Origin of the sequence: Neobacillus sp. 204, assembly GCF_046562815.1 — a bacterium.
GTDB lineage: Bacteria > Bacillota > Bacilli > Bacillales > Cytobacillaceae > Neobacillus.
The window spans coordinates 1-14,693 of record NZ_JBJORY010000020.1; the positions used below are offsets into that span (position 1 = coordinate 1).

The following is a 14,693-nucleotide window of genomic DNA, read 5'->3' on the forward strand; positions in this document are numbered from 1 at the left end:
CCTTCCAGAGTGCCCCTTTTGTCTTTTTTTCTTCGTCCACGGGCTCTGTGAACCTTTCAGAGTGACCCTTTTGTCTTTTTTTCTTCGTCCACGGGCTCTGTGAACAGTCAAGTCCATTTAATTGTTAAAAGTGTCAACAATGTTTTCATTTGTTAAAAAAGAATTTGTATAGTGAACTTCAATTTTTACTTTTTAAGAAGTTCTAAAAAGGAACAAATGGTTAAGATCCCTTTATCAAAGTTTTCTAAGTTAAAGTGTTCGTTTGGAGCATGAAGATTTTCATCTGGCAAACCGAATCCCATTAAGACAACAGGCACATTTAATGATTGGCTGAAATCCGATACAATCGGAATGGAACCGCCTTCTCTTTTGTAAACCGGCGATTTCCCATAAACGGTTTCATACGCTTCGGCCGCTTTTTGGATCATCGGACTGTCGATTGGGGTTAAGAATGGATTTCCTGTATCGCCAAGAGACACTTTCACCGTACATCCCTTTGGTGCATGTTCCTCCAAATGCTTTTTGACTAATTCCTGAATCTTTTCAGGGTTTTGATTGTGGACTAGACGGCAGGTGATTTTAGCATGAGCCTCGCTCGGGATGACTGTTTTTGTTCCTTCTCCCTGAAATCCTCCCCATAATCCATTTATTTCTAATGTTGGCCGGGAACTGATTTTTTCAGGGTATGGGAAATTGTTTTCACCTCCAGTTAAATCTGTTAACCCTAATGATTTTTTTAGCTTTTCTTCATCAAATCCTAACGCTTTAATTTGTTCCTTTTCAAAATCTGTAAGCTCTACAACATCATCATAAAAATGGTCCACATTTACTTTTCCGTTTGCATCATGAAGGGTCGAAAGCAGCTGTACCAATAAATGGTTCGCGTTCTGGACTCCCCCGCCGAACATGCCCGAGTGCAAATCCGAATTAGCGGTTTTTAGCGAAAATTCCAGTGCACACAGACCTCTTAAAGAATAGGTGATGGCAGGGACTCCTCTGTCCCACATATCAGAATCGGAAATAACGACCACATCACAGGATAATTTTTCTTTATTTTCGGATAAGTATGGCGGAAGATGAGGACTTCCGATTTCTTCTTCTCCTTCGATGCAAAATTTAACGTTTACTGGTAATTTACCTTCTAATTTCAATAGTGTTTCGACTGCTTTGATATGTAAGAACGTCTGCCCTTTGTCGTCGGTTGCCCCTCTGGCAAAGATCTTTTCATCACGGATCGTTGGTTCAAACGGAGGCGTTTCCCATAAATGAAGAGGGTCAACGGGCTGAACGTCATAATGGCCGTACACTAATACTGTTGGGGCATTTTCCTGATGAAGCCAGTCCGCATAGATAATCGGATGCCCTTTTGTCTGGACGATTTCAACATGTTCCATTCCAATGCTTTCTAATTTATTGGCAATCCATGAAGCTGCTTTTTGAATGTCCTCTTTATGCTCCGATAAGGAACTGATGCTTGGAATTCGGAGCAATTCTTTTAATTCCTCGACATTTTGATTATGTTGATTGGATAATAACTCGGATAATTGACTCATGTACTCACCTTTTCTAGTTTATTTCCTATTCTTATTTTATATATAAAGACATGATTAGCTTCAAGTAATACAACTTGGCCAATACCTGTCACGTCACATAAAAAAATATATAGTATATCTTTCTTAAAAAATTCTATATGTATTCATATGTTAGGGCAGCATCTAGTTTTAAGATGATGCCCTCATGATCCCTCTTATGAGATCCATCAAAGAAAACCCTATGTTTATTGAACGTTAATTCATATATCGATATTCCCTCAAACTATTCAATATTGAAATTTCCTGTAATAGTTCTTTACCAATATTCGTTTCTCTTACCTTTTTTCTCACCAGTTCTTTATCCACTAATCTTTTTACAGATAATACATCCGTTCCGTCACATAATACATCTTCTTTTGAATGAAAATGTTTATGAGCCACCAATTGCATACCGTAGGAATTATATAGTAAAGTGTATCCTGCTATACCTGTGACAGATTGATATGGTTTTGAGAACCCGCCATCGATGACAATCATTCTTCCATTTGCTTTGATCGGATTCTCACCCTCAATTTCTTTCACTGGAGTATGGCCGTTTATAATATGGCCTTGCTCAGGGTCGAGATCAAATTCAGCCAAGATATTTTTGCAAATTTCTTCCTGCTCACGTAAATAATAGTACGGGTTCTTTCCCTCCTTATGCGCTTCCTTATCCTTAATAAAGTACCTTTCAAAGGTGGTCATCTCTCTTTTTCCAAAGAGAGATGAGTATTCTCCCGTCCACAAATACCAAACCATATCTGTTGCAAGGTCATCTGTTATTTCCGGGTGTTCAAAAGAATGTCGTAAATTATATTCAAACGTATCCAGTAATTCACGGCCTGCATACGTTTTATTCTCAATCGTCATTTTTTCCATATTTCCTTCTTCATCTAAAGGAATGCAACCATGAATTAACAAGTTACCGTTATATTTTAAATAAAGGCTGCCTTTTTTCATTAGAAATTTCATATGCCTAGCCAGCTTTTCGGAATGCTGAACGGAAAATAACAATTTTTCTATCACTTGTTTTTCTTCTTCTAATAATTGATCGGGCTGCATTGGATTAACGGTAGCAAAGCAACTATTTACTAGAGGGTAGGTTTTCCCATGTATTGTTATTTCGTTCTTTTCATAATCAATTTTCTCAAGTAACCGCCTTTCTGACATATTAAAATACGGGCGCCTCTTGATGATCGGGATTTCCAGTTTAAATTGAATTATTGCGATTGCTTGATGAATTTTCGTTATTTGCAGTTGTTCATGATCAGATAGACTTTTACCAGAATGGATCTTAGGTCTAAAAGCTGGATTATCTTCATAGTACTTTTCCGCTAGATTAAGTAATGGTCTTAAATTGATTCCATACACGTCTTCAATAATATCCAAATTGTCGTATCTCGCACAAATACGAATAATATTTGCCAAACATACCTTTGATCCAGCAAAGGCACCTAACCAGAGGACATCGTGGTTTCCCCATTGAATATCAACCGAATGGTAACCAATTAGTGTTTCCATAATTTTATCGGGCTCGGGTCCACGGTCGTAAATATCTCCTACTACATGAAGATGGTCGACCACTAATCTTTGTGTAGTATAGGCAAGGCCTATAATCAATTTATCAGCCTGAGCTAAGGAGATAATCTGCTGGACAATTTTTGTATAATATTCGTCCTTATTTGTGGAATCATCTTGTTTGTAGAGTAGTTCTTCAATGATATACACAAACTGTTTCGGCAATGCTTTGCGTAACTTAGAGCGTGTGTATTTGGAGGAGGCATAAGAAATGAGCTTAATCATACGCTCAATGATATCTGTATACCATTGGTTTAACTCTAGTTCATTACCAAAATGGCTTTTTATTAACTTCAGTTTTTCCTCTGGGTAATAAATTAAGGTTGCAAATTCATTCCTTTGGTCTTCAGATAAGCAATGTTGAAACAGGTCATTGATTTTCTCTTTTACATTCCCTGAACCATTTCTTAATACATGTTGAAAGGCTTGGTACTCACCATGTAAATCACTGACAAAATGTTCAGTCCCCTTTGGTAGATTTAGGATGGCTTCGAGATTAATAATTTCTGTTACTACTTTTTCTGCACTGTCATATTTTTGGGCCAATAAATCTAGATATTTTGTGTTCAATGGTATGTAACCCCTTCCAGAATTGACTGCGTTACTCTTATTAACATAATTCATTAATGATATTATAAGGGATAAATAGAATATATTTTATATCATTATACCACAACAGGACCCGACTAGAATTTTTCACCTCCCCTCTTAAAATATCCCGCAATAGCTGGAAAACTCATGAATTCCTTCCTCATGTCCCGAAACGAAATCACATCATTTCCTCTAGCGAGCTGGTAATCTAGCGAATAATCGTGACAGTTCAATGGTGTTTGATGATATGTTTTTGTATAGAATTGGATGGCTTCTTGCTGGCTGGCTGCAAAGATAAAGACAAAATCCTTCTGGCTCATCTTCAGTGAGTAGATTCCCAGTTTATGAAGACCTAATACATTGTTTTGAATCAATTCCTTTACTTTCTGATGGTCCGCTTGTTCTAGGTCTATTTTGTCCATGTCGTCTTCTAATGAAATTTTATTCTCTGCTAGTAAATGGTAGATGTAATGGGCCAATGCCGATTCTTCATAACGGAAACAATCCATGTAAAGATCTTTCACAATCATGTAATCACACCTCGAAATATGATTTTTTCTTCAATATAGAGGTTATACAACGGTAGGACTCGATTCCTTCTGATCTTCAATTTTCCCTGTATGCTCGTTGTAATTTACAGCGATGCTTCCAACTGGACCATTTCTGTTTTTCGAGATAATTATTTCAAGGGAAAGATTGTCCGTTTCCTTGTCATAATACGACACACGATATAAGAACAAAATGACATCGGCGTCCTGTTCGACACTACCCGATTCCCGAATATCAGACATCATCGGCCGTTTAATGGCTCTGGATTCCACCGAGCGATTTAACTGCGCCAAACAAATGACGGGGCAATTAAAATCCTTCGCCATCGTTTTAAGGGATTTGGATATTTCCGTTACTTGTTGATGGGAATTCCCTCCGTAAAATTGACTGGAATGGATCAATGTTAAGTAATCTATAAAAAGGATCGGTTTCTTGGACGGAAATTGATTCATCATTTTACGCGTCTTCGCTCTCATTTCGGCAATCGTTTGTCCCGCCCCATCAAAAATTTGCATATGGGTTTCAGAGAGATCACCAATTACGTCCGACCATTTATTCTTTTGATTTTCATTAAGCATTCTTTTTGGATCCCGCATTTTTGCCCGGTTAAAGGCCCCTGTCGAAGCTATTAATCGTGTGGTTATCAGCCTTTCAGGCATTTCCAAGGAAAATACGAGTGGCAGAAACCCTGCCCAACCCGTCATTTTGGCAAAGTGAAGCATCACATCGGTTTTTCCCATCGATGGTCTTGCGGCGAGAATCGTCACTTCGCCATTCTGAAAGCCTCCCGTCACTTCGTCCAGCTTTTTGATGCCCGTTGTGGCACTTTTCACCGTGACTTGATCTTCCCAAGGTGCCTCATAGATATCTGTTAACGCTTGTTGTAAGGACGTGTGATCCTCCATCTTCACTTGATTAATTTTATCCAATTCGGCAATGACTTTAGCAATCTCCCAATCATTCATGGCTGCAGCCGTCAAGATATTTCTCTTTTCCCGTTCCTTCCACAGATCAAGAATGAGCTTCTCCGTAGCGTCAAATTTCTCCAGATCCGCATGCGATAACAGCTCCGATAGGTAAGACATTCCACCTATGGAATCGAGGTCTGGTAAGGTCGTCAATGTGATCAAATCAACATTCTTACCCGACCGGTTTAACTCCACCAGTCTTCGCATTATTTCTTTATGCCGTGTACTTTCCAGCTGTTCAGGTTGGATTACGGTATCCTTGAGTAAGTACTCCGCCTTCATCAAGCTTCCTAAGAACGCTTTTTCCGCAATACTCATCACTCTTCACCTGCCGTAAGGTCAAGTTCAAAACCACTTGGAATAGCTCTTCCGGTAGGAATCGATTCGGTTGATTGCCTATGCTTTGGTGCTGACTTTTGGTTCTCATGATAGGAATCAATTTCTTCTACGGTTAGTAAAGATTCATTTTCCCAGTTTTTCAGTATCCCAACCACATAGCTCAGCCTTCGCTTGTTATTCGCACAAGCAATATTCATTGCTTATAATTTGATCAAAGCTGCTATGTATTTACGGACTATTTTGTTGTAAATATGGAATGAAGTAAAAAATAACATTGTATTTTAATACAACTGATTGTATTATTATTAATAACTTTTCTATATTTGAGAGGTTACTACTGCATGAGGACTCCCCCACAGGGAGTCCTTTTGTATTTTTATAAAATTACTTCATTATTAGAAGATGAAAAGTTCCCTTAGAGTGGGACAAAATAAAAGAAAAAAAACCGTAACGATATTAGCGATCGTCACCGGTTTTTGAGTAATGGTAATTACGCTAGAAATCGTTCGGAACATAGATGGCAATGCCTATACGTGTATAGCTCAGGAGGAAGTGGGGTCGTTAACAATGGGCAATCCTTATGTTATACACCATTAGTATATGACTTAGACCCACGCAAAGCACAAGCTCAGGGAATACACGCGATCTCCAATAGTGAATCCTATAAGAAAGCAGTAACAGATTGTCCACAATATTTGCTGGATAAAGAAAAATAATAAAAAATAGAAAGAAACACGTTAAAGAGCATCTATCTTAAAACAGATAATGCTCTTTAATTTATATGTATTATTTTATTTAAAAAGTTTAGGAAGCCTTGCGCTCTTTAGCGTTCTTTAGTTCCCTTAACCTTTCTTTGATTAACTCTCTTTGTTCCTCGGTAATAATAAAATCCGTAAGACGATCCTCAAAATGAGCAATACGTCTTTCCAACTCCTCTATAGTAAGGTTATCAGTATTCTTCATAAACCCACTAACTCCTCTTATTATAATTTATATATAATTAATATTCTTCATAAAAGCCGCTATTGGCAGATGGATATTCAAGTAAAGGAAGCTAACCAAAATCTATTCTTCAAGTGGAAGTTCCATTCCTTTAATCCCAGGATCCCGTATTTAATTTGCCCATTGTTTCAGAACTTGTTCTTTTGCTATACGATAAACTTCTTCTTCTGTTTGGTTTTTGGTAGCTATTACGTTGGTTTGATAAACTTTACCTTTATGTGGTACATAGATTGTATATTTGTACATTTTATTCTATCTCCTTTATATAATTCTAATAATTCCCACTTTTTGTTTATTCCACTTCTAATAAACCAATTTCATTTTGTTATGCCTATAAATGTTTTTTAACTTTTCTTTATTTTACAAATAAAATGAAAATGATTAAAGCTAAAAAAAAGGTCAAGATTTGACAAATTCTCAACTTAACAAAAATTTATATCCTCACTAGCAACGGTAATGACTGGCAAAGTCAATAAAATCAACAAACTTTTTATGATTCTAATCTCTTGTGTATTTTGTTACACTTCTTAGATTGCAGAAAAATGTCGAAATATTAATACTAAAAAATGCCGGCTCCTTATACCGATCTTAAATTACCTTTTTGTTTTAATCCTTCAAACTAAATTTCCCCAAAGTAAAAAAACCACCTTTGATAAGATGGATTTCTTACTTTTTATTAAACTTACGCACCCTATAGTTCAAGAATCATAAATGAAAAACACACTGAAACATCCAGTGTGTTTATTTTTGCTATTCTTCACTACGTGAATACTAGCACGAATGTTCCTTATTTCTGATTCTTAGATACCTTGGAAGCTACTGATCCTGGCTGTTTTTCAGGTTTATTAGCCTTTAGGTTGGATGCCCAAGATACTCGAGACTCATACCTCTGACTAAGTTCCTTGTTGACTAGGTTTTGTAAACGATCTTTGTTCTTTTCAAGGGAATCCTCTAGTGATTGTAGGCGGCGGGTAGGGAAGGAAAAGCCCGCTAGAATTGTTGTTATAGTCGGGTCGGTTTCTGAGAAATAGGTCCCTTCGAATAATTGTAAAGGTTCTCCAATACTTTCAAAGATAGATGGTACATGAATTAGCTTAGACAAATTCTCTGGTCCTTCATAGATTAAACCAGCTCGAATGACGCCTGTTGATTCAACAGGACAGAATATGGAGTGAACCCATGATTGGTGAATTTCTCTAGATGCGTCAGACGTTGTCTTAGCGTCTGTGATCGTGGCAGAAGATATGATCGTTACTCCTCTTGTGTTAAGAATATTCATTAGGTCTGACTCATCAAAGTTACCATAAAAAGAACTCTTTTGTGTTATTCGCAGTACATTATTTATTGCCTCCATGACTTTTTGATTAGAAGAAAGGTAGATCTGATGTTTGCTAGATTGTGGGTTAATCTTACGCATCTGATCATTGTCTACAAGGAATACAGAAGAGATAGCTTTGATTTTGGAAATCTCTTCAATGCATTCAGAAGCATTGATTCGGTTACCTGCTAACACGTTTCGTTCAGGTAAAATAGCAATAGCACCAATGTTGATGCCAGGCAGTTGGTCTAATAACAGCTCAATTATTAGAGGGCTCATACCAGATCCAGTACCACCATCGGTAGAGAATGCGACCAATAAAAGCTTTATGTTCTTAAAGGACTCCTTTATAAAGTCAATGATCTCTCGATAATTTTCTTGAAAAGCTCTTAATCCTATTGATCTATCTTGACCAGCACCATTATAACCAGGAACAAAATACTTCTTTTCCACCCTCGTGTTTACTACCCCATCACGTTGGTTCGTGTTGATCAAGGCAGTTTGAAAGCCCAAAGTTGTTGCTATCTCAGCAATATTACCGCCTGCTTGCCCTACACCCAAGATACCAATTGATTTCACCAAATCGCCTCCTTATCTTAATATGATAATACTCAAGTTTTAAGAATTTAGACTTTTTCATTTTAAAAATGAATGAAAAGATGGAGAAAAACATTGGTTTTGCCATCCACATTCCATAATAAATGGAATCCATAAAGGTGATTTTATCAAATGGTTAGGATTCACATTGGTAAATGTTGTGAATTTCACAGTACTGATTTATAGTTAAATTAAATAAAGTTTTTTTCCTATATTTCTTAATTAGGAGAAGAACATATGAAACTAGGTGCAATTTCTGTAAGTTTATAATTATTCTTGATACGAAAGGATGATTGAAATGAGTACGGAACAACAGTTTTCATCGAACGTCTCACTCAAAGAGAAAGCAGTGTCTTTTCTACAGCTCGTGGCATCAGGGAAAGTTCGAGAAGCATACCATACTTACATTGGTCCTGACTTTTGTCACCATAATCCCTATTTTCGTGGAGATGCAAATTCGCTTATGCTCGCGATGGAAGAGAATGCAGCTCTAAATCCTCACAAGGTACTTGAGGTTAAACTTGCGATTCAAGAGAGAGATACCGTTGCGGTACATTCTCATGTGAAGCAGAATCCAGAAGATCTTGGTGGGGCTGTTGTACATATCTTTCGTTTTCAAGATAACCAAATCGTTGAATTGTGGGATATAGGACAACGCATCCCAGAGGATTCCCCTAATGAAAACGGCATGTTCTAACTTAGTTAAATAGATGTGCTGCTAAAACACGTTTATCCTTTTTGTTACTGGAGAGTACCATTCGCTGATATTTTTTTAGAATCTTGTTAGTACAGGAGTGTAACAAATTTTTGCTTGATCAATATATATAATAATAGTAAGTATTATTAGACTAGCTGGAGATGATGATATTGGAACCTAAATGGCTGGATTGGGCGAAACAACTTCAATCCATTGCGCAGGCGGGATTAACGTATTCAAAAGATGTTTATGACTTGGAGAGATTTGAATTAATAAGAAATATAAGCGTTGACATTTTAGCACAATACACAGATATGGACAGGCCTGTAATCAAAGATTTATTTGCAGGTGAAACTGGTTATGCAACTCCTAAGGTTGATATTAGGGCAGTAGTCTTTAAAGATGATAAAATACTAATGGTCAAGGAAAATACCGATGGTAACTGGGCATTACCTGGCGGCTGGGCTGACATTGGACATACCCCAAGTGAAGTCGCTGTTAAGGAAGTAAAAGAAGAATCGGGATTTAATGTGAAACCGATCAAAGTATTAGCTGTAACCGATAAAAAGTGCCACCCACATCCTCCTTCTGCTTTTCATGTTTATAAAATATTTATTCAATGTGAAATAATTGGCGGGCAGCCAGCAATAGGAATTGAAACAAGTGAAGTGAAGTTCTTTGCTGAAAACGAACTGCCTCCTCTGTCAACAGCTCGGAATACTAAAACACAAATTGAGATGGCTTTTAAATACCTAAAAAATCCCCATGAAGCCGTTTATTTTGATTAAGTTTAATTCATAAAGGTACTTCCTTTTTTTAATCAGTAAATGTTTAAGACCAAGATATATTTGAAATTCTCAAAATACATCTTGGTTTTGATTTTCTATTTTCTTTACAGCCCCGAATCTTTACACAAAAAAATTTATGCTCATTTTTTTCTAGGAACTTTATAATTTGTCTTATATTAACTTCACTCTTTATCTTTATAATTTGGCCATTGCATCTTAATAGATTCTCTGAATTGGCCCATATTAAAGTTTTTACCTGGACAACTTTTTGTGACCCCTTTTAATTCACGATGTCCCAGAATGTGAGTAGTTGATAAATTAAATTGATGTAATAGAAAAATGCATAATTTACTCAATGATTTTAGCTGCTCTAGTGATGGAGTATGAAGATCAAAATTACCAGCTAAACAAATACCTATTGATTTTTCATTATATGAATAGGCGTGTGCTCCAACATGGTATCCTCTTCCTCTAATGATTTCACCATTTTCCTCAATAAAAAAATTGTATCCTATTCCACTCCATCGACGATGATCCTGATGAAACCTATGCGTCTTATTAATATCCCAACCTATTTCCTCTGTATGATGTACAATGATGTACATGACTTCTTTTAGAGCAATAAGCGGTTCTTTAAACGATAAATTAATATCTTTAATCCATCCCGGTTCTACTTTCATGTAGACCTCTCCTCATCACAAAAGCTTAATCATGATCCCCGTCTTATCATCAGAACGAAGATTATTCCTTTTCTCATATTGTTCTAATTCCATAGAATATACTTGTAAACCGATTGTATGTATCTTTCTAAATGTTTCTTCCATTGAATCGTTTGGATGAAAAAGGCCATCTGTTATCATTAATAATGTTTTGATTTCACTGCGATTTACTTGACCATGCTGAATAAAATGTAAAACTTCTTTTTTTCCATTAGCTACAGTGTAACCATACTCCTTATTAGCTAATGAACGATTAAAGATAAGCTGTTGAGTACGATCCTGATAATTCTCCTCATCTGGAATTTTAATTCCTTGCTTTCTTTGTTCTTCACGCCATGCTTTCGCTCTATAACTTATATTTTTTACAGTATCCCTTGTTAAGGCTTTTATGGTTCCGTTTTGATACTCAGCAATGATCATACAATCACCAAGTTGAGCATAAGAAATCCTTCCATCTTTTTCAATCTTTATAATTGCAGCACATGTTGACCAAAGATTTTCATATTTTTCCTGATTCACCTTGTATTTTTCCATGTGTTCTCTTAACATTCTATTAGCAGCCATGATTCCTTCAACTAATGATAAGTTACTTTGGTAGAGTCTTAAGAAATAATCTTTAAATATATTAGATGCTAAATAGGCACCGTTCATTCCGTTTTCATCTTTGAATGGCATTAATGGAGTTGCCCCATCAAAAACCCCATATACATTTACCTTTTCATTTAATACGATTGAATCTTCACTTACACTTTTATGAGGGGCAGCACTTAAAAAAGACTCAACTTTCATTGGTTGTCCACCTTCTTTTTTATCAAAATTAACAGAAAATCGATTAATTATATAAAGACATTATATGATTTAATGAGAATTTTATGGTTACTAATTCAATTTCTGGTATGATAAAAAAAACACAATCAGTGAAAGTAGGAACATATATCCATGAAAAAATCTTGCAGTGAATCGAGAACCATTCAAACCGACGGCGTCCTGCCAAATGACACAAACCCGCACCAGACTCTTTTCGGAGGTGCTCTGATGAGCCGAATTGACCGCGTTGCTGGCATTGCAGCGATCAAACACTGCAGAAAACCTACAGTGACCGCAAGCACAGATTCAGTCGATTTTTTGCATCCAATCACCCTTCAGGATGCAGTCACATTAGAAGCGTTTGTCACTTGGACCGGGAAAACCTCAATGGAAGTGTTTGTAAGAGTGACAGCAGACAACTTATTTACAGGGGAAAGCCGAGTGGCGGCGACATCGTTTTAACCTTTGTCTCGTTAGATGAAGAAGGGCATCCGGCCCCAGTCCCATCTGTCTATCCCGAAACGGAAGAGGAGCACTATTTATTTAATACTGGAGAAGAACGATCCATTGCCCGAAAGCTCCGAAGAGAACAAAGCAAGCATCTCGCCCATACGTTTGGCCGGAAATAACAATACAATTTACCTTTTGCGCGTTCGGTTTTGAAGTACAAAATGGCAATTAGCAATTGAAACCCCAACAGAATTTGCACTTTTATTAACAGGCTAATAAGTATCATTTATGGTACAGAAAAACGCTCAGGGCATATAAAGCTCTGAGCATACTTTTTAACCAACCTAGTTCATTTATAAATGACTAAGAAACGATTTCTAAAAACAATCTCATTAATAATAACCATGGATTTAAATTTAATATCTCCCTAAGCTGTTAAAAGAATCACAGAGTATTACGGTTTTCCTTTCTTAATCTTCTAAGTACCTCGATTCCACTTAACCCAGGCAACATAACATCTAATAAAATTAAATCGATTTCGGAATGTAAGGCAGATTCTAATCCTGCTTTACCATCATGTTCTACTGTTACTTCAAAACCCTCAAACTCCAATTCCACTTTTAAGACACGAGCAATTTGAGTCTCATCTTCGATTACTAAAATATGTGTTTTCACTACATATTCGCCCCTTCTACCATTAAAGCATTAATCATTCTCAACATTATGCTTTTCCAAAACAAGCCGTAGCATCTCAAACAACAAGAAGTTAAAAAATATCCATACAAAGCCATATACATAACCACCCACAATATCACTTGGAAGTAAATCGGTCGATGCAACATTTGCTATGGTTAACCCTATTAATAAGACTAAAGTAAATAAAAGGCTCATTAGTGGCGTTATAGTGGTTTTTGGATGACGGACAAGTAAAAATAAACATGTTCCATAAATTATGATTGTTAAAGTGGAGCTTATATCAGGAAAATTATCTGAATGAAATTTTCCTACAAACCCTATTGATTGAAGATAGGAAAAAATCTGCATGATAGATTCATGAAACAGCCTCGCTCCTAAAATCGAAACGATGAGTAAAAGGTACTCAAGCAGTCTGTTCTTTCCTTTTCTCCAAATACGGATGATGGTTATCCCAATAATTGCACACAGGGTATACGGAGATTGGAATACTAGAAATACTTTCATCCAACTCATATAAATTGCAATCTTAACCATATATTCAGCTATTTCATTAAATTGACTAAACTCATCATATAAATAGTCTTGAGCCATTCCTAGCATCAAGGTCACCATACCGATTAACACTAAAGTAAGAAAAATAAGAAAGCTCTCTATTTTTCTAATGGTTTTTAGATGATTCAACAATCGTTGTATGAAACGAATAAAAAAGTCCTTGATTTGATTCTTATAAAACCAATAGGCCAAAAAACCTGCCAACAATATGACAAAAACAATAATAAATATAATGAAATATTTACTAGCAGCTTGATGTAAGGCTTCCCAACGAGGTCCCAATACTTTTCCTAGGGTAATAAAACAAAATCCCCATAAAAATGAACCTGTATAAGCAGGAATAATGAATTTTCGAAAAGGCATTCTTGAAATACCCGAAATATAACCAGTGAAATGCCTAATCCCTGGAATGAAATAAGCAAAGACCAACAGTTTGCTGCCAGATTGTTCAAACCAAGCGGCGGTTTTTTCATATCTTTCTGGTCCCAAGTGGATATATTTTCCGTATTTTTCAATTAGATTATATCCTCCTACCCTACCTATCCAATAAGTTGCAGTAATTCCCGCACCGCCCGAAACAAAGACTGTCAGGAGAGCCAAAGTGTAATTCATTTTACCCTGAAATACAAAATAACCAGCGTAGCTCATTAAAAATTCGCCTGAAATAGGTAGGGCCAAAAGCTCTAGTAAGATTCCTGTAAATAGAATCAGATAACTGTGCTGTTCAAATAAAGTGATTAAATGTGACATAAAATATGCCTCCAATATTTATAAAAAGAAACACTAAAATTAATTCAAATTTAGTTCTACATACAATGTAGCACGATAAATGAATTCATTTTCCATATTAATGAATTCTAAATCTGGTTTTAAGAGAACAAAAAGGTTATGGATAAAATAAAAAAGCTAATCCCTTATTTCGAAAAGGTTACCAGCTTTTTTACAATGGATATTAAAATTAAAGTTTTTTAACCTTAATTGGACTTACCATCAACAGAGCGAGGATTAAGGTAATCCATGCATTGCTATATAAAAAGAATCCCATACCAGCCAAGGGCAATCCAGCAGCTGGAATAGGTAATCCTTTAAAATACCCAATGGTTGGTTTAACACTAAACTTAGCTAATCTTATTGCCCCCATTGTTGGGAAAAGGATAAACGCCAAAGAAGTTAAAATGGATGGTGCTGCTAACGAATGAAATAAAAGTGCTGGAGCAACTCCGAAACTAACAATATCAGCTAAGGAATCCAATTCTACGCCAAATTCACTGTTCACTTTTAATTTTCTCGCAACCCTTCCGTCAAGAAGATCTAAAACAGCCGAAAAGAAAATAAAAATGGAGGCTATTTCTAAAAAGCCACTCATATTAAAAGTAATTGAAAGAACACCGCACAATAAATTTCCAATTGTAAATAAATTGGGTACAGCTTTTACTATCTGATTGAACAAGGTAGCCCCCCTGACGATGAC

At 36.2% G+C, this 14,693-nt stretch carries 14 protein-coding genes and 3 pseudogenes; 4 read left to right on the forward strand and 13 right to left on the reverse strand.

Features of this window, described 5'->3' with window-relative positions; translation table 11 throughout:
• Window positions 1-185 precede the first annotated feature (185 nt).
• From ACJ004_RS26740 to ACJ004_RS26760, 5 genes are all read right to left on the reverse strand, one after another.
• Window positions 186-1,553: a dipeptidase gene (locus tag ACJ004_RS26740; protein ID WP_410896136.1), complete on the reverse strand. Its 1,368-nt coding sequence runs from the start codon at window positions 1,551-1,553 to the stop codon at window positions 186-188.
• A gap of 234 nt (window positions 1,554-1,787) precedes the next feature.
• Window positions 1,788-3,719, reverse strand: coding sequence for a fructose-1,6-bisphosphatase (locus ACJ004_RS26745; protein WP_410896137.1), 1,932 nt, complete (start codon window positions 3,717-3,719; stop codon window positions 1,788-1,790).
• A 116-nt stretch (window positions 3,720-3,835) separates the two neighbouring features.
• Entirely contained in the window at window positions 3,836-4,270 is a 435-nt protein-coding gene (locus ACJ004_RS26750; protein WP_410896138.1) for a hypothetical protein, read from the reverse strand.
• A 42-nt stretch (window positions 4,271-4,312) separates the two neighbouring features.
• A complete protein-coding gene (locus ACJ004_RS26755) occupies window positions 4,313-5,575 on the reverse strand; it encodes a DnaB-like helicase C-terminal domain-containing protein (protein WP_410896139.1) in 1,263 nt (420 codons plus the stop codon).
• Complete coding sequence (locus ACJ004_RS26760; RefSeq protein ID WP_410896140.1) at window positions 5,575-5,793, reverse strand: DnaD domain protein; 219 nt, start codon at window positions 5,791-5,793, stop codon at window positions 5,575-5,577. Before ACJ004_RS26760 ends, ACJ004_RS26755 begins: the two co-directional genes overlap by 1 nt.
• Before the next feature lie 304 nt (window positions 5,794-6,097).
• Between ACJ004_RS26760 and ACJ004_RS26765 the strand changes: the two are divergent.
• Window positions 6,098-6,312 (forward strand): annotated as a pseudogene (locus ACJ004_RS26765) (DUF2690 domain-containing protein); the annotation flags it as partial.
• A gap of 88 nt (window positions 6,313-6,400) precedes the next feature.
• Here the strand turns inward: ACJ004_RS26765 and ACJ004_RS26770 are convergent.
• The 3 genes from ACJ004_RS26770 to ACJ004_RS26780 all read right to left on the reverse strand — a co-directional run bounded on the left by ACJ004_RS26770 (window position 6,401) and on the right by ACJ004_RS26780 (window position 8,495).
• Window positions 6,401-6,559, reverse strand: coding sequence for a hypothetical protein (locus ACJ004_RS26770; protein ID WP_307407416.1), 159 nt, complete (start codon window positions 6,557-6,559; stop codon window positions 6,401-6,403).
• A gap of 150 nt (window positions 6,560-6,709) precedes the next feature.
• A complete protein-coding gene (locus ACJ004_RS26775) occupies window positions 6,710-6,844 on the reverse strand; it encodes a BA3454 family stress response protein (protein ID WP_410896141.1) in 135 nt (44 codons plus the stop codon).
• A gap of 541 nt (window positions 6,845-7,385) precedes the next feature.
• Window positions 7,386-8,495: an FtsZ/tubulin family protein gene (locus ACJ004_RS26780; protein WP_410896142.1), complete on the reverse strand. Its 1,110-nt coding sequence runs from the start codon at window positions 8,493-8,495 to the stop codon at window positions 7,386-7,388.
• Window positions 8,496-8,811: 316 nt separating this feature from the next.
• Here ACJ004_RS26780 and ACJ004_RS26785 point away from each other — a divergent pair, with 316 nt between their 5' ends.
• Both ACJ004_RS26785 and ACJ004_RS26790 read left to right on the forward strand, forming a co-directional pair.
• The gene (locus ACJ004_RS26785) at window positions 8,812-9,210 is read left to right on the forward strand and encodes a nuclear transport factor 2 family protein (protein ID WP_410896143.1); all 399 of its coding nucleotides are present in this window, start codon (window positions 8,812-8,814) and stop codon (window positions 9,208-9,210) included.
• Between the two features lie 170 nt (window positions 9,211-9,380).
• Window positions 9,381-9,998, forward strand: coding sequence for an NUDIX hydrolase (locus ACJ004_RS26790; protein WP_410896144.1), 618 nt, complete (start codon window positions 9,381-9,383; stop codon window positions 9,996-9,998).
• Window positions 9,999-10,180: 182 nt separating this feature from the next.
• On the opposite strand, the gene ACJ004_RS26795 is transcribed toward ACJ004_RS26790, so the two are convergent.
• Both ACJ004_RS26795 and ACJ004_RS26800 read right to left on the reverse strand, forming a co-directional pair.
• Window positions 10,181-10,678, reverse strand: coding sequence for a peptidoglycan recognition protein family protein (locus ACJ004_RS26795; protein WP_410896145.1), 498 nt, complete (start codon window positions 10,676-10,678; stop codon window positions 10,181-10,183).
• 15 nt (window positions 10,679-10,693) lie between these two features.
• Window positions 10,694-11,506: a protein phosphatase 2C domain-containing protein gene (locus tag ACJ004_RS26800; protein ID WP_410896146.1), complete on the reverse strand. Its 813-nt coding sequence runs from the start codon at window positions 11,504-11,506 to the stop codon at window positions 10,694-10,696.
• Between the two features lie 150 nt (window positions 11,507-11,656).
• On the opposite strand from ACJ004_RS26800, the pseudogene ACJ004_RS26805 reads away from it, so the two are divergent.
• Window positions 11,657-12,153 (forward strand): annotated as a pseudogene (locus ACJ004_RS26805) (acyl-CoA thioesterase).
• A gap of 251 nt (window positions 12,154-12,404) precedes the next feature.
• Here ACJ004_RS26805 and ACJ004_RS26810 read toward each other — a convergent pair.
• From ACJ004_RS26810 to pssA, 3 genes and pseudogenes are all read right to left on the reverse strand, one after another.
• Window positions 12,405-12,649: pseudogene (locus ACJ004_RS26810) on the reverse strand (response regulator); the annotation flags it as partial.
• Window positions 12,650-12,679: 30 nt separating this feature from the next.
• A complete protein-coding gene (locus ACJ004_RS26815) occupies window positions 12,680-13,972 on the reverse strand; it encodes a VTT domain-containing protein (RefSeq protein WP_410896147.1) in 1,293 nt (430 codons plus the stop codon).
• A 208-nt stretch (window positions 13,973-14,180) separates the two neighbouring features.
• Window positions 14,181-14,672 (reverse strand): CDP-diacylglycerol--serine O-phosphatidyltransferase, encoded by a 492-nt coding sequence (gene pssA, locus ACJ004_RS26820; protein ID WP_410896148.1) that lies wholly within the window; start codon window positions 14,670-14,672, stop codon window positions 14,181-14,183.
• Window positions 14,673-14,693: the final 21 nt, after the last annotated feature.